A 15,999-nucleotide genomic window follows, 5' to 3' on the forward strand; every position below is an offset into this window, starting at 1 on the left:
TCCTTCCGCTCAGTGGGCCACGGCTGCGGCGCCGTGTTCGTCGATGAGGTGACCGGTTTCGAAGCGGTCGAGGGCGAATGGGGCGTTGAGCGGGTGAGGTTCGTCGTTCGCGATGGTGTGGGCGTAGGTGAAGCCCGCCGCCGGGGTGCCCTTGAAGCCGCCGGTGCCCCAGCCGCAGTTGGCGTAGAGTCCTTGGACTTCCGTCTTCGACACGATCGGTGAGGCGTCGAGGGTGACGTCGACGTTGCCGCCCCAGGTGCGCAGCACATGGGCGCGGGCGAAGATCGGGAACAGCTCGACCGCGGCGGCCAGCTGCTCCTCGATGACGTGGAAGCCGCCTCGTTGACCGTATCCGTTGTAGGAGTCGACGCCGGCGCCCATGACGAGTTCGCCTTTGTGCGCTTGGGAAACATAGACGTGGACGTGGTTGGACATGACCACGGTCGGGTGCACGGGTTCGAAGAGTTCGGAGACCAGGGCCTGCAGCGGGTGGGTCTGGATCGGCAGGCGGATCCCGGCCATGTCGGCGAGCACCGAGGAGTCGCCGGCCACGGCCAGGGCGACCTTCTCGGTGGCGATCGGTCCGCGGTTCGTCTGCACACCGACGACCTGATCGCCGATGCGTTCGATGCCGGTGACTTCGCAGTTCTGGATGATGTCGACGCCCATTTCGTCGGCCTTGCGGGCGAAGGCCCAGGCGACGTGGTCGTGCTTGGCGATGCCGGCGCGCGGCTGATAGGTGCCGCCCATCACAGGGTAGCGGAGGTCGTCGCCGATGTTGATGATCGGGCAGACTTCCTTGACTTGGCTTGCATCGAGCCATTCGGCGTCGACGCCGTTGAGCTTGTTCGCGTTCACCCGGCGCTGGGATTCGCGGACATCCTGGAGGGTGTGGGCGAGGTTGAGCACGCCGCGCTGGGAGAAGAGGAAGTCGTAGTCGAGCTCGTCGGGCAGCTGCTCCCAGAGCTTGAGGGACTTCTCGTAGATCGCGGCGGATTCGTCCCAGAGGTAGTTCGACCGGATGATCGTCGTATTGCGGGCCATGTTGCCCCCGGCGAGCCACCCCCTCTCGAGAATTGCGATGTTCGTCATTCCGTGGTTCTTCGCCAGATAGTAGGCGGTGGCGAGTCCGTGTCCGCCGCCGCCGACGATGACGGCTTCGTAGGACTTCTTCGGCTCCGGATTGCGCCACAGGAAGTCGGGGTGTTCGGGAAGCTGGTCAGCCATCAGCGTGCTCCGATCTCGTTGAGGGTGGGGTACAGGGGGTGATCGTTCGCCAGTCGGGTGACGCGTTCGCTCAGTTCGGCGATGATCTCCGGGCTCGCGCCGTTGTCGTCGGTGCCGGCCTTGAGCACTTGCGCGATGATGTCGGCGACCTCGACGAAGGCTGCGGAGCCGAAGCCGCGGCTGGCCAGTGCCGGTGTGCCGATCCGCAGACCGGAGGTGACCACCGGCGGTCGGGGGTCGTCGGGCACGGCGTTGCGGTTGACGGTGATGCCGATCCGGGCGAGCAGATCTTCCGCCTGGGATCCGTCGAGGGTCGAGTTGCGCAGATCGACGAGGACGAGGTGGACGTCGGTGCCGCCGGTGAGGACGGAGATTCCGCGTTCGGCGACATCGTCTTCGGTCAGGCGGCGGGCGAGTTCGCCGGCCCCGGCCAGGGTCCGCTTCTGCTTGTCGACGAAGGTGTCGGTGGCGGCGAGCCCGAAGGCAACGGCCTTGCCGGCGATGACGTGTTCGAGGGGTCCGCCCTGCTGTCCGGGGAAGACGGCGGAGTTGATCTTCTTCGCGATGTCCGCGTCGTTGGTGAGGATGATGCCGCCTCGGGGACCGCCGAGGGTCTTGTGCGTCGTCGACGACACGACGTGGGCGTGCGGGACCGGTGAGGGGTGGAGTCCGGCGGCGACGAGTCCGGCGAAGTGGGCCATATCGACCATGAGGTAGGCACCGACCGAGTCGGCGATGCGGCGGAACTCGGCGAAGTCGAGCTGCCTAGTGTAGGCCGACCAGCCTGCGACGATGAGCTTCGGCTGGTGCTCGCGGGCGAGGCGTTCGACCTCGGCCATGTCGACGCGTCCGGTCTCGGCGTCGAGGCCGTAGGGGACGATCGAGTAGAGGCGGCCGGAGAAGTTGATCTTCATTCCGTGGGTGAGGTGGCCGCCGTGAGCGAGATTGAGTCCGAGGACGGTGTCGCCAGGACGGATGAGTGCATGCATGACCGAGGCGTTCGCCTGGGCGCCGGAGTGCGGCTGGACGTTTGCGTATTCAGCTCCGAAGAGTGCCTTGACGCGGTCGATGGCGATGCGTTCGATCTCATCGACGTGTTCGCAGCCGCCGTAGTACCGGCGGCCCGGGTAGCCCTCGGCGTACTTGTTCGTGAGCACCGACCCTTGAGCTTCCATGACGGCCGAGGCGGTGTGGTTCTCCGAGGCGATCATCTCCAGACCCTCGCGCTGCCGGGCCAGTTCGGCGTCGATGAAACCGGCGATGGAGGGATCGAGTTCAGCGATCGAGGTGCTCAGTTCGACGGGTTCGCGGCTGGGGAAGGTCCCGGCGGAAGCGCCTGCCGGGGCACTGACCGTGCCGGCTTCGGCGGGATTGGCGAGTTGCTCTGTCATGGATCTCCTTCGACCTGTCGCGATCAGTCTTTCTCAACTGATCGTCAACTAATATATCAGGTGCGTTCCTGTAGTGTAGGCAGAGAATTCCAGCCGGCGCAATACATCTTCCGCAGAGATTATGAGGAGTCCTCTCATGAGCACATCCGCCGACGCGACGTCACCGACGACGTCCTTGGCGAATCACGCCTATGAGATCCTGCGGCACCGGCTCATCATGCTCGACATCGCTCCGGGCGATCCGATCAACGAGGCGGCCCTCAGTGCCGAGCTCGAGGTCGGCCGCACGCCGATCCGCGAGGCCCTCAAGCGACTCGAACGCGATCATCTCGTGGTGTCCTATCCGCGGCGCGGCACCTTCGCCACCAACGTCGACCTCACCGATCTGTCGACGATCTCGGAGATGCGCGAAGCACTCGAGCCCATCGCCGCCAGGCGCGCGGCTCGCAACCTCACGCCGGGCCGTCGCGCGGATTTCACGGCAGCGATCGCCGATCTCAAGGCACTCGAGGCGACCGACGAGCAACGGACACTCATGGAACGCGATCTCGACGTCCACCGCCTCATCTACAGCTCGGTGGACAATCCGCACCTATCGGAGACGCTCATCCGCCTCGATGATCTGGCCACCCGCATCTGGTGCCTCGTCATCCCGGGGATCCCGGATCTCGTCACTCACATCCGCGAGCACATCGATCTGCTCGAGGCGATCCTCGACGGGGACGAACAGACCGTGGCCGCCCGCGCCGCCGAGCACGTCCGCGAGTTCGACAAGACCGTCCGCTCCACCTTGCGCTGAGCCCAGCCAGAACTGGACCCGCGCTTCACGGTCCCGTCATCGCACACAGATTCAGAGTCGCTGCCGGCCTGAACCGCCGAGGCGCAGCGAGACCCGCTCCGCCGCCTGAACGCAGTGGTCGCCGAGCTCGGCGATGCGGGTCGCATCGGTGCGGAACTTTGGTGCGGCGATGAGGACGGCCGCGACCACCTCGCCGCGATGATCGTACACGGGCGCGGCAATGCCGACCTCGTGCGGAGAGGTCTCGGCATCGTTGAGTGCATAGGCGGGACCGTCGGCGCGATCCGGGCCGTCGCCGGCGTCGCGGAACACCTTCACCGAGGCACTTCCCTCCGTCCGATATCGCGACCCCAGACTGGACGTGTGCTTGACCGGCTCGGGACTCGGAACCTGTTCGACGGTGACCGCCTCGGCGCCGTCCCACACCATCAGCGCACTCGTCTCGGAAGTGGCTCGCGTGAGTGCCTGCAGGATGGGATACGCTGCCCTGCGAACATCAAGATCGGCCAACAGAGGGCCCGCGATCGCGATGATTCCCAGACCCAGCCGATACCGCCTGGACGGCGCCTGTTCGACGATCCCCTCCTGCTCGAGCGAGGCGAGAATCCGCGACACCGAACTCTTGTGCAGCCCCACGCGCGGTGCGATCTCGGTGACACCGAGCTCCTGCCGGTCCGGCGCGAAACAGCGCAGGATGGCGACGGTGTTTTCGATGACCGAGGCACCGCGGCGTGGGTTGTCAGGCGATTGTCGGGACATGGTGTGAGTATATTCGGCGGCGAGGCCCTCAGGCCGGAATGATGTTGTGTTCGGCCCCGAACGGGAACTTCGTGATGTCCTCGGACCCGCTCTCCCCGACGACGACGATGTCATGTTCACGGTAGCCGCCGGCACCCGGCTGCCCCTCGGGAATGGTGATCATCGGCTCCATGGAGATGACCATTCCCGGCTCGATGACGGTGTCGATGTCTTCTCTCAGTTCAAGCCCGGCCTCACGCCCGTAGTAGTGGCTGAGCACTCCGAATGAGTGTCCGTACCCGAAGGTGCGGTTTTCGAAGAGTCCGTGCTCGAAGTAGATCTCATTGAGTTCGGCGGCGATGTCCTTGCACACAGCGCCGGGCTTGATGAGTTCGATTCCGCGTTTGTGCACTTCGACGTTGACGTTCCACAGCTCGAGCGACCGAGCGTCGGGCTCTCCGTAGAAGAGCGTGCGCTCCAGCGCGGTGTAATAGCCGGTCGGCATGGCGAAGCAGTTGAGGCTGAGGATGTCACCTTTTCGGATCTTGCGGGTCGTCGCCCAATTGTGCGCGCCATCGGTGTTGATACCCGATTGGAACCACACCCAGGTATCACGGATCTCCTGGTCGGGGAACGTCCTAGCGATCTCATGAGTCATCGCCTCAGTGCCGATGAGCGCGAGTTCGTACTCGCTGATGCCTTCGGTGATGGCGGCCTTGATCGCCTCACCGCCGAGGTCGCCGATTCGAGCGCTGTGCTTGATCACCTCGATCTCCTCGGGTGACTTGATCATCCGCTGGCGCATCGACTCCTTCGAGATGTCGACGAGTTCTGCTGCAGGGAAGGCATCTTGGAGCCTGTAGCGATTCTCGAGGGCCAAGTTGTCGTCTTCGACGCCGAGACGGCGCGGGTTTCCGATTCCGCGCTGACGCAGGCCCTCCTGGATCGCGTAGTAGTAGTTGTCACGACGCCAATCCGTGTACACGATGTTCTCCCCGTAGCTGGTTCGCCACGGCATGCCTGCATCGATATTCGCGGTGATCGTCACCGTGTCGTCGGCCGTGACGACCATGGCATATGAGCGACCGAAGTAGGTGAAGAGGAAGTCCGAGTAGTACTTGATGTTGTGATACGAGGTGAGGACCACTGCGTCGAGCTCTTTCTCGGCCATAATGGCGCGCAGTCCGGTCAGTCTCCGCTCCATCTCCCCATCGGAGAAGGTCAGCGGTGTCTTGGACCCGTTGTGGAGGACCTTGAGCCGCTCAAGGTCAGCGACGGAGGCGTTGTCAGCAAAGGTGGTCATAGGTTTCTCCTATTCGTTCGGCACCGCCGTCTCGGTGCCGCGGCGGTGTGGTGGGGGTTCTGGACGACTTCAGACGTCGCGCAGAGGCTTATGGAAGGTCTCCTTGGCGCAGATGACTGCACCGAGACAGATTGCGGCCGCAGCCATGAGGTACCAACCGGGGGCAAGATGCGAATTGGTCAGGCCGATGAGCAGAGTGGCCATAAAAGGTGCGGTGCCGCCGAACAGGGCGTTCGACACGTTGAAGCTCACGGCAAACCCGGTGTACCGGATACGTGTCGGGAACATCTCGGCAAGGAAGCTCGGCAGAGTGCCGTCGTTGAGGGTGAGCATGGCTCCGAGTCCGATCTCGACGAGGACGACGAGCGTGAAGCTGCCGGCGTCCAGCAACATGAAGGCCGGCACCGTGAGGACGATGAAAGTGACTGAGGCGATGATGAGCATCCTCTTGCGACCGAACCGATCCGAGGCCAGACCGGTGAGCAGGATGAAACCGATATAGGTGACGAGAGAGATGGTGGTGGCGACGAACGATTCAGTAGCCCCATAGCCGAGCTCGGTCGTGAGATAGGTGGGCATATAAGTCAGGACGACATAGAACCCGACGGCGTTGAGCAGCACTGCGCACATCGAGATGAGCAGGGGGCGCCAGTGGTCCCGGAACATGGCGAAGACCGGAGCTTTGATCACTTCATCCTGCTGAGCGAGTTCACGGAATGCCGGCGTGTCCTCGAGTCGGGTCCGGATATAGCGGCCGATCAGCCCCATGGGTGCGGCAAGGAAGAATGGGAGCCTCCAACCCCAGCTCTCCAGCTGTCCATCGCTCAGCGTCGACGAGAGGACTGCGGCGAGCACCGATCCCAATAGCAATCCGGTGGCGGTGCTGGCTGGAACGACGGCTGCGTAGAGACCGCGTCGACGTGGTGGAGCGTATTCGACGAGGAACGCCGAGGCCCCAGCGTACTCGCCGGCGGCGGAGAAGCCCTGCACGAGGCGGACGACGAGCAGCAGCACAGGCGCCAGGAATCCGGCCACCGCGAAGCTCGGCAGCAGACCGATGGCAAACGTCGAGACAGACATGATGAGAATCGAGACGGACAGTGCGGAACGTCGTCCGATCTTGTCTCCGATATGACCCCAGATGAAGCCGCCGATGGGGCGGACGACGAAGGAGACGGCGAAGACCGCAAAGGTGGACAGAAGCGCGAGATTGCCTTCGGACTCAGGGAAGAAGACGATCGCAATGGTCGTCGCAAAATACCCGTAGACGCCGTAGTCGAACCATTCGACGAAGTTGCCGACGAAACTGGCGGAGACGACGCGCCGCAGCGTCCGCTTCTGCTCGATATTCGGCTGCGCGGTCGCCGACGCATCTGATTTCACAGCGTCATTATCCTCTGGAGCGAGGTCGGACTTCATGGTCTTCTCCATCGTTGTGAACGGTGACAACGCCGTGTTGCACTCTTTACAACTGCGTTGCATGTAAGGCTATTGTGTCCCGGCCACCCGGTCAAGAGATTTCTGCTCAGCACTGCGCGCAATCAGAAAGCGGCAGGCGAAAGGCCCTGCCGGGCTGCAGGTCCGACAGTGCCTTGGAACTGTACTCACCGACACAGCGAAGCCCCGCACGACCAATTGATCGTGCGGGGCTTCGCTGATGCGAGCGGCGTCGCCTACCTGCTCGAGACGCGTCCGAAGAGGTTCGCGATCGGAGCGAGCAGCAACGGCCTGGCCGCGAACCAACCGGCCACGACAACGACCATCGCGATGAGGAACCAGACGAGTCCGGCCCAACCGAGCATCTCGGTTCCCGCGAACATGTAGCCGAGGTTGTGCCGCAGTCCGGTCGTGAACACGAGGAACACGTGGACGAGGATGAAGAACACGAAGAACAGCATCGTCGGGAAGTGGATCGCCCGAGCCAGCGGCGCCGGGTAGATCTTGTTCAGCGTCGAAGCGTTCTTCGGCCACCATTCGCTCATCCGCACACCCGTGATCGCGGCCAGCGGGGCGGCGATGAACACGACTATGAAGTACATCAGCTGCTGGAGAGCGTTGTAATTGACCCACGCATCTTCCATCGGCCACTCCATCGTTCCGTACTGCAGCGCCGCCGACAGCGCGTTCGGGAAGACTTCCCAACTGGTCGGCACGATGCGCGCCCAGTGCCCGGAGACGAAGAGCAGCACGACGAAGACCACACCATTGGCCAGCCACAGCAGATCGAGGCTCGTGTGCAGCCAGAGGTTGATGCTGATCTTCTTCCCACCCTTCTTCGGGGTGTAGAACGCCGGCGGCTTCTGCTGGTGACGCACCTGCAGACCCGAACGGATGATGAGCACCATGAAGAAGATGTTGAGGAAGTGCGTCCACCGCACCCAGCCCGGGAAACCGGGATCGACGAATTCCGGGATGTGGTATTCGCCCGGGTAGCGTTCGAGGAACTCAGGCACGCCCGGCAGGGTCGTGACACCGCGAGCGGCGAGGATGAGGATCCCGGCCACGACGATGAGTCCGCCGAGTCCCAGCCCGACGATCTTCGACCACTGTCCCAGCGACTTCGAACCGATCATGACCGGTTCCTTCTTCGCTGCAGGCTTCGCCGAGGCAGTACTGCCCGAACCGGACGATGTGGCCTTGGCGGCCGGTGCCGTCTTCGCGGCAGGCTTGTCCGCGGTCTTGGCCGCAGCCTTGTCGTCGGCCTTCGCGGCGGGCTTGGCCATCGGCTTGCGCTGAGTGGGCTTCTCCGTGGTCTTCGCCGCGGGCTTCGCCATCGGCTTGCGCTGAGCGGGCTTCTTCTCGGCTTCGTCAGATTTCTTCTCCGACGCCGAAGCTGCTCGTGCTGCTGCGGCACCTGCACCGGCGGCGGCTCCCGCACCAGCGACTGCCGCACCGGCACCGACGCCACCGATTCCGGTGCGCCGCCCCTGGGGCTTCTTCTCAGCGGAATCGTCCTCGGCCTTGGCGGCCGGCTTCGATTCCTGCTTCGCGGCTTCGCCGGACTGTGTGGCCTCGGCCGGCTTGCCCGCCTCGGCAGATGCGGCATCGGTCGACTTAGCGTCTGCGGCTTTCTCTTCAGCCGGAGCCGAAGCGGCGGCCGAGCCTGCGGCAGGTTTGGCAGCGCGTGCCGGAGCAAAGCCTTCCGGCGGCCAGGGGTCTCCCCCGGCGGCGCGGGGAAGTCCGCGGCGCAGCGGTACATCGGAGAGTTCTCCGGACCCCGCACCGCCCGCAGGTGCTGCAGCCACACCGGCACCGGCAACGCCAGCTGCGGTGGCCGCCGCAGGAGCAGCGGACGAGGACTCGGAAGCGGAATCGGCTGAAGTATCAGCCGAAGCGGTTTCGGCAGCGTCAGCCTGAGCAGCGGATTCCTCCGCAGTGCCCGAGGCAGGAGCGGATACAGCCACTGCAGGAGCAGCGGCGCCGGCAGTCGAGCCACCTGCAACCTTGACGCCGGCGGGCGCGAAGCCTTCCGGCGGCCAAGGATCTCCACCGGCAACACGCGGCAGACCGCGACGCAGCGGAACCTCGGCAGCGGGGGCAGATTTAGCAGCCGGAGCGGCGGCAGGTTCGTCCGCAGCCGGCTCATCATCAGAGTCAGAGGCGGCGACGGCAGCGCCAACCGCGGCACCGGCACCAGCCGTTGCGGCTGCGGCAGCCGGAGCGGCCGAGGACTCTTCGTCCGACTCGACGGACGCCGATTCCTCGGTCGAATCCTCGACAGAGGCATCCTCTTCGGCAACTGGCTCTTCGGCAGCTGGTACTTCGGTCGACACTGCGGGCGCAGCAGAAGCACCGGTGGCCTTCACTCCGGCCGGAGCAAGACCTTCCGGCGGCCAAGGCTCTCCACCCTCGACGCGCGGCAAACCCCGACGCAGCGGCACCGCGGCCGCAGGAGCAGAGTCGTCACCGGCCGCGGCAACACCCGCAGCGCCAGCGGCGACTCCGGCACCCGCGGCGACAGCAGCACCGGTCGAGGAATCTTCAGCCGGTTCCTCGACGGAATCCCCCGCGCCGGCGGACGCGACGGTCCCCGTCGATTCCTCGGCGTCGGTCACATCGGACTCGGCCGCCTCGGCGGGGGAACCTTCATCCAGTTCCTCCGTCTCGGCAGTCTCCGGCAGCCATGGCGCGCCCTCTTCCAAGGGTTCGCCGATGGTGCCCTCCGGGGGCCAGGGGTCTCCGCCTTCGACCCGGGGCAGACCCGAGCGCAGCGAACTGGAATAGGTTGCCATATCAGGACTTGTTCTCGTTCAGTGATTCGATGGCCTGGGGAACGACCTTGAACAGGTCGCCGACGACGCCGAAATCGGCGATGTCGAAGATCGGGGCTTCGGCGTCCTTGTTGACTGCGACGATGGTTTTCGAGGTCTGCATACCGGCCTTGTGCTGGATCGCGCCGGAGATGCCGAGAGCCACGTAGAGCTGCGGGGACACCGACACACCGGTCTGGCCGACCTGGTGCGACTGGGCGATGTAGCCGGCGTCGACGGCCGCACGGGAGGCACCGACGGCTGCACCGAGGGTGTCGGCGAATTCGCCGACGAGCTCGAAGGACTCCTCCGAACCGACGCCGCGACCACCGGAGACGACCTTCTGCGCACCGCGCAGTTCGGGACGCGAGGAGGTTTCGACGACGGCTTCGAACGAATCGATCGCCGCCGAGCGCTTACCGGAATCGGCGACCTCGAGGGCCTGCGTGTTCGCGGATTGCGCTTCGGCGCGAGCCTCGATCGAGCCCAGGCGCACGGTGACGATGGGGGCACCGAAGGTCGGAGCCGAGGATGCGGTGTAGCCGCCGCCGTAGACGGAGTGGCCCACCACGATGCCTTCGGAGTCGCGTTCGAGTCCGACGGCGTCGACGCACACGGCCGATCCGCTGCGCACGGCGTAGCGACCGGCGATGTCGCGACCGTCGAGGGTGTTGGGCACGAGCACGGCGTCGGGAGCGGTGAGCTCCGCGGCTGCGGCCACGGCGTCGACGGCTGCGGTGCCGAGGTTGCCCTCGGCGGCTGCGGCGGTCAGTGTTGCCACGGCGCCGAGTTCGGCGGCCTTCTCGGCAGCGGCTTCGGCGCTTCCGGCGGCGAGCACGAGGGCGACGGGCGAGCCGATCTCAGCGGCTCCGCCGAGCAGTTCGGCGGCCGGCTTCTCCAGCTGGCCTTCGGCATCGGCGGTGAGGACGACGAGAATGGAGTCCTGCGGGAATTCTGACATGACGATTCTCCTTAGGCCAGACGGTTCTTGGTGAGGTATTCGGCGAGTTCGACGCCGCCATTGCCTTCGTCGACGACCTTCTCGCCGGCTTCGCGCGGCGGCTTCTCGGCGACGGCGACCATGATCGAGCGAGCCACGGACTGGTCCTCGGCATCGATGTCGAGATCGGACAGGCTGATGACCTCGAAGGGCTTCTTCTTCGCCGCCATGATGCCCTTGAAGTTCGGGAACCGAGCCTCGGGAAGCGCCTCGGTGATGGAGATGACGGCGGGCAGTTCGGCCGAGACCTGCTGCTTTCCGCCTTCGACCGCGCGGGTGCCGGAGACCTTGCCATCGCCCAGTTCGACGGTCGTCAGGCCGGTCACGTGCGGGTAGTCGAGGTGCTCGGCGAGCATCGCCGGCATCATGCCGCCGTTGCCGTCGGTGGAGACGTTGCCGGTCACGACGAGGTCGAACTCACCGCGGCGCAGGGCGGCGGCGAGAACCTCGGCGGTCAGGCCCAGATCCGCGCCGCCCAGCGACTCATCGGCCACGTGCACGGCATTGTCGGCACCCATGGCCAGACCCTTGCGGATCGTGGCGGTCGCGGTATCGGGCGCCATCGAGATGACGGTCACCTCGGTGTCGCCGTCGGAGTCCTTCTGCGTCAAGGCGACCTCGAGGGCACGCTCACCGATCTCATCGAGGACGGCTTCCGAGGCGCCGCGATCGGCGAGCCCGGTTTCCAAGTTCAACTTGCGGTCGCCGTACGTATCCGGGACCTCTTTGACCAACACCGCGATCTTCAAGGATGACTCCTTAGGTTCGTGAAGCAGTTCCGCCTGCGTGAGACTTTCGTCTCATAATCTACAGGTGGCTGATTTTCGTCCGTTGACCGGGTCCGGGTTAGAACCGATCATGTCCATCACCCATGGTACGTGGTAGGCACCACAGATATCTCCGTTACTGTACGAACGATCGACAGAATTTGTCCAGTGCGTCGGACTCCGCAACCATGCGGACTTTCCTCGCCGAGGCGGTCCCCCTGTCGTCGACGTCGGGAGCTCGACGCGGGGCCGCCACTCGCCGAGGCGGGCCCTAGAATGGGACGCAGACCGACCATTCCTCCCGGTGGACATCGCCGCCCTCCGCGCGGGCGCATCCGGGCAGGCTGGACGCAGAGGTCGCAGGCAAGACGCAGACATCAACGGTGAAGGAGCGCCCCGTGGCATTCGACCTCGACGACATCGACCGCAGCATCATCGCCGCCCTCGTCGAGGACTCGCGCCTGAGCGTGCGCCAGTTGGCCGAACGCGTCCACATCTCCCGCTCCGCCGCGCACAAGCGCTTCACCACCCTCATCGAATCCGGCGCGATCCGGAAATTCACCGCCGAGGTGGACCGCGAGGCCCTCGGCATGACCGTGACCGCGGTCGTCGTCGTCAAGATCGGCGAGCGCCCCTGGCCGCAGGTCCGCGATGACCTGGCAGCCCTGCCCTTCGTCGAGAAGGTCCAAGCCGTCAGCGGGGACATCGATGCCCTTGTCACCGTGAATGCCCCGGACAACACGGCCCTGTCGCAGGTCATTCTGCGCCGCATCCACGAGGTGGCCGGCGTCGTGTCCTCCCGTTCGCTGCTCATCCTCGACGAGGCGGAGGGCCACCGTCCCGGCGCGGGATGAAGACCTCCCCACTCACATCTGACCCCACTCGCTGCTGACAGAGCGAAGCCCCCGGCGCCGGAATTTGCGCCGAGGGCTTCATGACGTGAAACAGAGAGAACCGCGCACGCCGTATCCAACACTTCAAGCTAGCGTGTCAACTGCCTTTGGAAAGACCCGCGTTGCGTAATTCTCATAGGCTAGCCTAACCCGGGGCTCGGGAGGACACAACAGGTTGATGCCGACTTTTTCGCTGGGCCCTTTATTCGGCCGGTCCCGCAAGCAGCATGAGACCGGCACCGGCAACGATGCGCCGGTACACCGGTTCCACGGAGAAGGTTTCACCGTCGGCGTTGAGGAGTCCGAGCTCGCTGAGCTCCTGCAGCTCGTCGGCCAGCAGTGTGGAGAGCCGATCGGTACGCTCCTCGTCGATGTCGAGTTCGGGACGTTCGGGTGCGGAGTCCGGAGTGATGATCTCGATGAGGCGCTGGGCAATCGTGATCGCCGGGGCTGCAAAGTCTTCCCCGGGGACGAGGTTCACCACGTCGAGCAGCCGCTCGTAGATGAAGGCTCCGATGACCGGCAAAGCGGCATCCGCGCTCACCTCGCCTGAGCGCCACTGGTCGGCAGCGCCGGCGGGTCGGACCTTCGTTCCGGTGATCTCGATGATCTCTGCGCTCTGCAGCACGGCCCACATCGCTTCGAGGACGGGCACCTCATCGGCGCTGCGCGCATAGTTCACGCCGTCTTCGTACCGGGCGTTCGACGCGACTCCGACGGCTTTGATGCCGAACTTTCCGGCCGCCTCGGCGATATCGGCCCGCTTCACCCGTCCCGTACCGGTCAGCGGTCGGGAATCGCCGATCCATTCGAGAATGCCGGCCACACCGGCGACGAGGCGATTGTGCGGCAGGGGCTGCGCGAGCTGCTCCTCGTTCAGGGCATTGGCTTCGACTGCGGCCATCAGGGCCGAGGGCAGCGGGTCGGTGCGCATGCTCGCGGCCTCGGCTCGGGCGCGGGCGGCGTTCCAGCGTTCGGGGTTCTCGTCGGTGTCCATGCGGAAGCGGAGATAGTTGTCGAGAGCTTCGAGGCTGTCGAGGAAGATCACCGTCGACGGCGATTCGCCATCGGTCTTCTCGGCCTCCTCCTGTCCGTCGACTGCGAAGCTTTCAAGGACGTCGAGGAGGTCGTCGATTCCCTCCGGTTCGTCGATATCTGCGCGGGAGGACACGGCGATGCAGAACAGGAGGTGGGCGATGTCGAAGACCTCTGAGTCCTCGTCGACGTCGTCGTAGGTCTCGGCCAGCCAGTCGCGGAAGCGCTGATAGAGCGGCATCTCGTAGACGGTCTTCTCGACCGCGTCCATTCGTTCGTCGACGCCCTGCGGGTCGGCGTGGGGATTCGCCTGTGCGCTCACCTCGGCGCTCGATCCTCCGAGCCACTCAGGCAGGTCCTGTTCTGCGGCAGGGCCGTCCTGGTTGTCCTGGTCGTCCTGGAACACACGGTCGGTGGAACCGTAGGTGCCCGCAACCGGTTCCGGATAGCCGTCGAGCGGCATGAGCTCGTCGACGAATTGCTGCTCCGAGACCTTGTTTCGTTTGGCCAACCGCGCGACCGCGGCGGCTACGGCGAGCATGGAGCCCTCGAGGACTGGACGTCCGCTGTTGCTGGCGATGAGGCGATCGAGGCTGTCGACGACGCGGCCCTTATGTGCCAGGGCCAGGATGTCGCGGGCCACGGCACGGGACTTCTTCGCCGACCACTTCGGTGCCATCACTCCGCCGAGCTTCGGTCCGTGCACGTCGTCGGTGAACCATTCGTCGAGGAGGTCCATCGCTGCCCCGGTCACCTGCCCGACGCTCGGGTTGAAGTCCTTGGGGTCGGACGGCAGGGAGGCCACAACAGCCTCGGCGGTTTTGATGTCGCCTTCGGCAAAGGCCACGGAGAACGACCGCAGCTTCCCCAGAGCCAGTCCGCGGTGGGCACCGACCGGGGTGAACAGGCGGCGGTTGTATTCCTCCTGCGCCTTCTCCATGGCTGCGTGGAATTCGGCCTCGGTGAAGTCCGCATTCGGATCATCGACGTCAATGCCTTCGGCCTTGAGGAACGGCGCCAGCTCCCGCATCATCCGATCGCCCATGCCGGGGTTGTGGCTGATTTTGCCGCCCGCTGCCATTCCGTGGAATTCGGGACCGTCGAAGAAAGTAGACACGCATTGCTCCTGCCGAGGATGAACTGAAGCAATAACGGTAACAAGTCAGACCTCGTCGGCCGCACAACTGCCCCGGCATGGCCCCGCGGCTTCACCGAGATCACATTTCGGGAGTCGGCGGTACCGCACACAGCTCTGCGGGCCCGGTCGGTGTTCACGCCCTGGTCCGCGCTCAGCCTCCCGGAGAAGCGAGGGTCTTCCGCACCGCCCGGATGGTCAGCTCGAGGGATTGGGCGCGCGCGGTCGGATCGTCGACGCCGACACTCACGCTGTAGAGGTGTCCGGAGCCGATGGTGAGGTAGACGAACGCCGCCGCCCATCCGATGGGCACGCCTTCATCGATGGAACCGTCCGCCTGCCCTTTCGCGATGACGGCCTCGAGGGGATCATCCTCGGCATCCGCAGATTCAGCGCACGTGCTGGACTCAGCGCCTGACCGGGACTCGGCGGCCGCCTCGGCGAAGGATTCATCGGTGATGATCGGGTTGTCGGCGAAGAGCAGGGTGAGCACATCGGGCAGAGTGAACAGCTGGGCACAGATCCGTTCGAGTGCAGCCAGCCCGGTCCCTTCGCCGGGACGGGCCTTCATGACCGCCTCACCGAATCGCCGGGCACCGAGCAGGGCCGCCGCACCGACGAGCGCCTCCCGATCACCGAAATGTCGGTAAAGAGTGGTGCGACCGACGCCGACCGACTGTGAAAGTTCGATCATCGACGCCTGCGGGTTCGCGGCAAGGTGGGTCAGTGCCTCGCTGACCAGCGCCTCTCGGCCCAATCGATGCATTCCGTGCACCGGCACAACCCCTCCCTGACTCTGCGAACGATACAGAGCAGTCTACTTGTGGAACAGCGTTGTTCCACTTTGGTATCATTGAGTACCGACGATGCCTTCGAGGATCGAGCACGTGATGGATCAGCCCCAGCAGAAGAACGACTTCGCAACCCAGCAGCCCCACGCCCCCGCGACGTTCGCGCTCAGTCGGAGCGACGTCGTCGTCATCGGCCTCGTCTGCATCGGCATCGGGGTGGCGCTCGGCTTCTTCCTTCCAGCCCTCGGCTCGATTGCCGCGACTTTCCCCATCCCTTTCGGTGACGTCATCGAGAAGCTCAGCCGCTTCGACCAGGCGTGGGTCGTCATCGCCCGACCGATCATCGGCGGGCTGCTCGGACTCATCGCCGCCTTCTTCATCGCCGCCTCGACGACTCCCCTGGTCGTCGATGAACACGGAATCACCATCGGCCGAGACGACGACCACCCGCTGCGCATCTCCCGCGCCTCGTTTTCGACCGCATACTTTGCCGACGGCAAGCTCGTCGTCGTCACCGAAGGCGGGCACCAGGCCTTCAAGGGAGACGTCGAAGGCAAGAAGGCTGCCATCGCCGAAGCCTTCACCTCCCGCGGATACCGGTGGGGAGAGATCTGACCGCGCAGAGCGAGATCTGAGCAGTCCGAGAACCGAGTCTGCGCAACCCCGACCC

Annotated in this window: 13 protein-coding genes; 3 read left to right on the plus strand and 10 right to left on the minus strand. The window is 65.1% G+C overall.

What is annotated here, in order from left to right; translation table 11 throughout:
- Nucleotides 1-9 precede the first annotated feature (9 nt).
- Nucleotides 10-1,227 carry a sarcosine oxidase subunit beta family protein gene (locus tag HK353_RS08185; protein ID WP_173155039.1) on the minus strand — a complete coding sequence of 406 codons (1,218 nt, stop codon included), beginning with the start codon at nt 1,225-1,227 and terminating at the stop codon, nt 10-12.
- The gene (glyA, locus tag HK353_RS08190; protein WP_173155041.1) at nt 1,227-2,618 is read right to left on the minus strand and encodes a serine hydroxymethyltransferase; all 1,392 of its coding nucleotides are present in this window, start codon (nt 2,616-2,618) and stop codon (nt 1,227-1,229) included. The genes HK353_RS08185 and glyA overlap by 1 nt, the downstream gene beginning before the upstream one ends.
- Nucleotides 2,619-2,754: 136 nt before the next feature.
- Here glyA and HK353_RS08195 point away from each other — a divergent pair, with 136 nt between their 5' ends.
- On the plus strand, nt 2,755-3,417 hold the full coding sequence (locus tag HK353_RS08195; protein WP_173155043.1) for a GntR family transcriptional regulator: 663 nt from the start codon (nt 2,755-2,757) through the stop codon (nt 3,415-3,417).
- 51 nt (nt 3,418-3,468) lie between these two features.
- Here the strand turns inward: HK353_RS08195 and HK353_RS08200 are convergent, their stop codons facing one another.
- From HK353_RS08200 to HK353_RS08225, 6 genes are all read right to left on the minus strand, one after another.
- Complete coding sequence (locus HK353_RS08200; protein WP_173155045.1) at nt 3,469-4,176, minus strand: IclR family transcriptional regulator; 708 nt, start codon at nt 4,174-4,176, stop codon at nt 3,469-3,471.
- 28 nt (nt 4,177-4,204) lie between these two features.
- On the minus strand, nt 4,205-5,458 hold the full coding sequence (locus HK353_RS08205) for an aminopeptidase P family protein (RefSeq protein ID WP_173155047.1): 1,254 nt from the start codon (nt 5,456-5,458) through the stop codon (nt 4,205-4,207).
- 69 nt (nt 5,459-5,527) lie between these two features.
- On the minus strand, nt 5,528-6,877 hold the full coding sequence (locus tag HK353_RS08210; RefSeq protein ID WP_173155049.1) for an MFS transporter: 1,350 nt from the start codon (nt 6,875-6,877) through the stop codon (nt 5,528-5,530).
- Between the two features lie 254 nt (nt 6,878-7,131).
- Nucleotides 7,132-9,690 (minus strand): cytochrome b/b6 domain-containing protein, encoded by a 2,559-nt coding sequence (locus HK353_RS08215; protein ID WP_173155051.1) that lies wholly within the window; start codon nt 9,688-9,690, stop codon nt 7,132-7,134.
- 1 nt (nt 9,691) lies between these two features.
- A complete protein-coding gene (locus tag HK353_RS08220) occupies nt 9,692-10,669 on the minus strand; it encodes an electron transfer flavoprotein subunit alpha/FixB family protein (protein ID WP_173155053.1) in 978 nt (325 codons plus the stop codon).
- An 11-nt stretch (nt 10,670-10,680) separates the two neighbouring features.
- Nucleotides 10,681-11,457, minus strand: coding sequence for an electron transfer flavoprotein subunit beta/FixA family protein (locus tag HK353_RS08225; RefSeq protein ID WP_173155055.1), 777 nt, complete (start codon nt 11,455-11,457; stop codon nt 10,681-10,683).
- 416 nt (nt 11,458-11,873) lie between these two features.
- Between HK353_RS08225 and HK353_RS08230 the strand changes: the two genes are divergently transcribed.
- Nucleotides 11,874-12,329 (plus strand): winged helix-turn-helix transcriptional regulator, encoded by a 456-nt coding sequence (locus tag HK353_RS08230; protein ID WP_173155057.1) that lies wholly within the window; start codon nt 11,874-11,876, stop codon nt 12,327-12,329.
- Nucleotides 12,330-12,570: 241 nt separating this feature from the next.
- On the opposite strand, the gene HK353_RS08235 is transcribed toward HK353_RS08230, so the two are convergent.
- Complete coding sequence (locus tag HK353_RS08235) at nt 12,571-14,520, minus strand: hypothetical protein (protein WP_173155059.1); 1,950 nt, start codon at nt 14,518-14,520, stop codon at nt 12,571-12,573.
- Nucleotides 14,521-14,692: 172 nt separating this feature from the next.
- Nucleotides 14,693-15,319, minus strand: a complete 627-nt coding sequence (locus tag HK353_RS08240) for a TetR/AcrR family transcriptional regulator (RefSeq protein ID WP_342589855.1) — start codon at nt 15,317-15,319, stop codon at nt 14,693-14,695.
- Nucleotides 15,320-15,428: 109 nt separating this feature from the next.
- On the opposite strand from HK353_RS08240, the gene HK353_RS08245 reads away from it, so the two are divergent.
- Nucleotides 15,429-15,944 (plus strand): YqeB family protein, encoded by a 516-nt coding sequence (locus HK353_RS08245; protein ID WP_173155061.1) that lies wholly within the window; start codon nt 15,429-15,431, stop codon nt 15,942-15,944.
- The last annotated feature ends 55 nt before the right edge of the window (nt 15,945-15,999 follow it).

It is taken from the genome of Brevibacterium permense (assembly GCF_013280495.1).
Classification (GTDB): Bacteria; Actinomycetota; Actinomycetes; order Actinomycetales; family Brevibacteriaceae; genus Brevibacterium; species Brevibacterium permense.

What these genes read in the sequence shown, in the direction of transcription:
- HK353_RS08185 (WP_173155039.1), bottom strand. Translation starts at nt 1,227, where the DNA reads ATGGCTGACCAGCTTCCCGAACACCCCGACTTCCTGTGGCGCAATCCG.
- glyA (WP_173155041.1), bottom strand. Translation starts at nt 2,618, where the DNA reads ATGACAGAGCAACTCGCCAATCCCGCCGAAGCCGGCACGGTCAGTGCC.
- HK353_RS08195 (WP_173155043.1), top strand. Translation starts at nt 2,755, where the DNA reads ATGAGCACATCCGCCGACGCGACGTCACCGACGACGTCCTTGGCGAAT.
- HK353_RS08200 (WP_173155045.1), bottom strand. Translation starts at nt 4,176, where the DNA reads ATGTCCCGACAATCGCCTGACAACCCACGCCGCGGTGCCTCGGTCATC.
- HK353_RS08205 (WP_173155047.1), bottom strand. Translation starts at nt 5,458, where the DNA reads ATGACCACCTTTGCTGACAACGCCTCCGTCGCTGACCTTGAGCGGCTC.
- HK353_RS08210 (WP_173155049.1), bottom strand. Translation starts at nt 6,877, where the DNA reads ATGAAGTCCGACCTCGCTCCAGAGGATAATGACGCTGTGAAATCAGAT.
- HK353_RS08215 (WP_173155051.1), bottom strand. Translation starts at nt 9,690, where the DNA reads ATGGCAACCTATTCCAGTTCGCTGCGCTCGGGTCTGCCCCGGGTCGAA.
- HK353_RS08220 (WP_173155053.1), bottom strand. Translation starts at nt 10,669, where the DNA reads ATGTCAGAATTCCCGCAGGACTCCATTCTCGTCGTCCTCACCGCCGAT.
- HK353_RS08245 (WP_173155061.1), top strand. Translation starts at nt 15,429, where the DNA reads ATGGATCAGCCCCAGCAGAAGAACGACTTCGCAACCCAGCAGCCCCAC.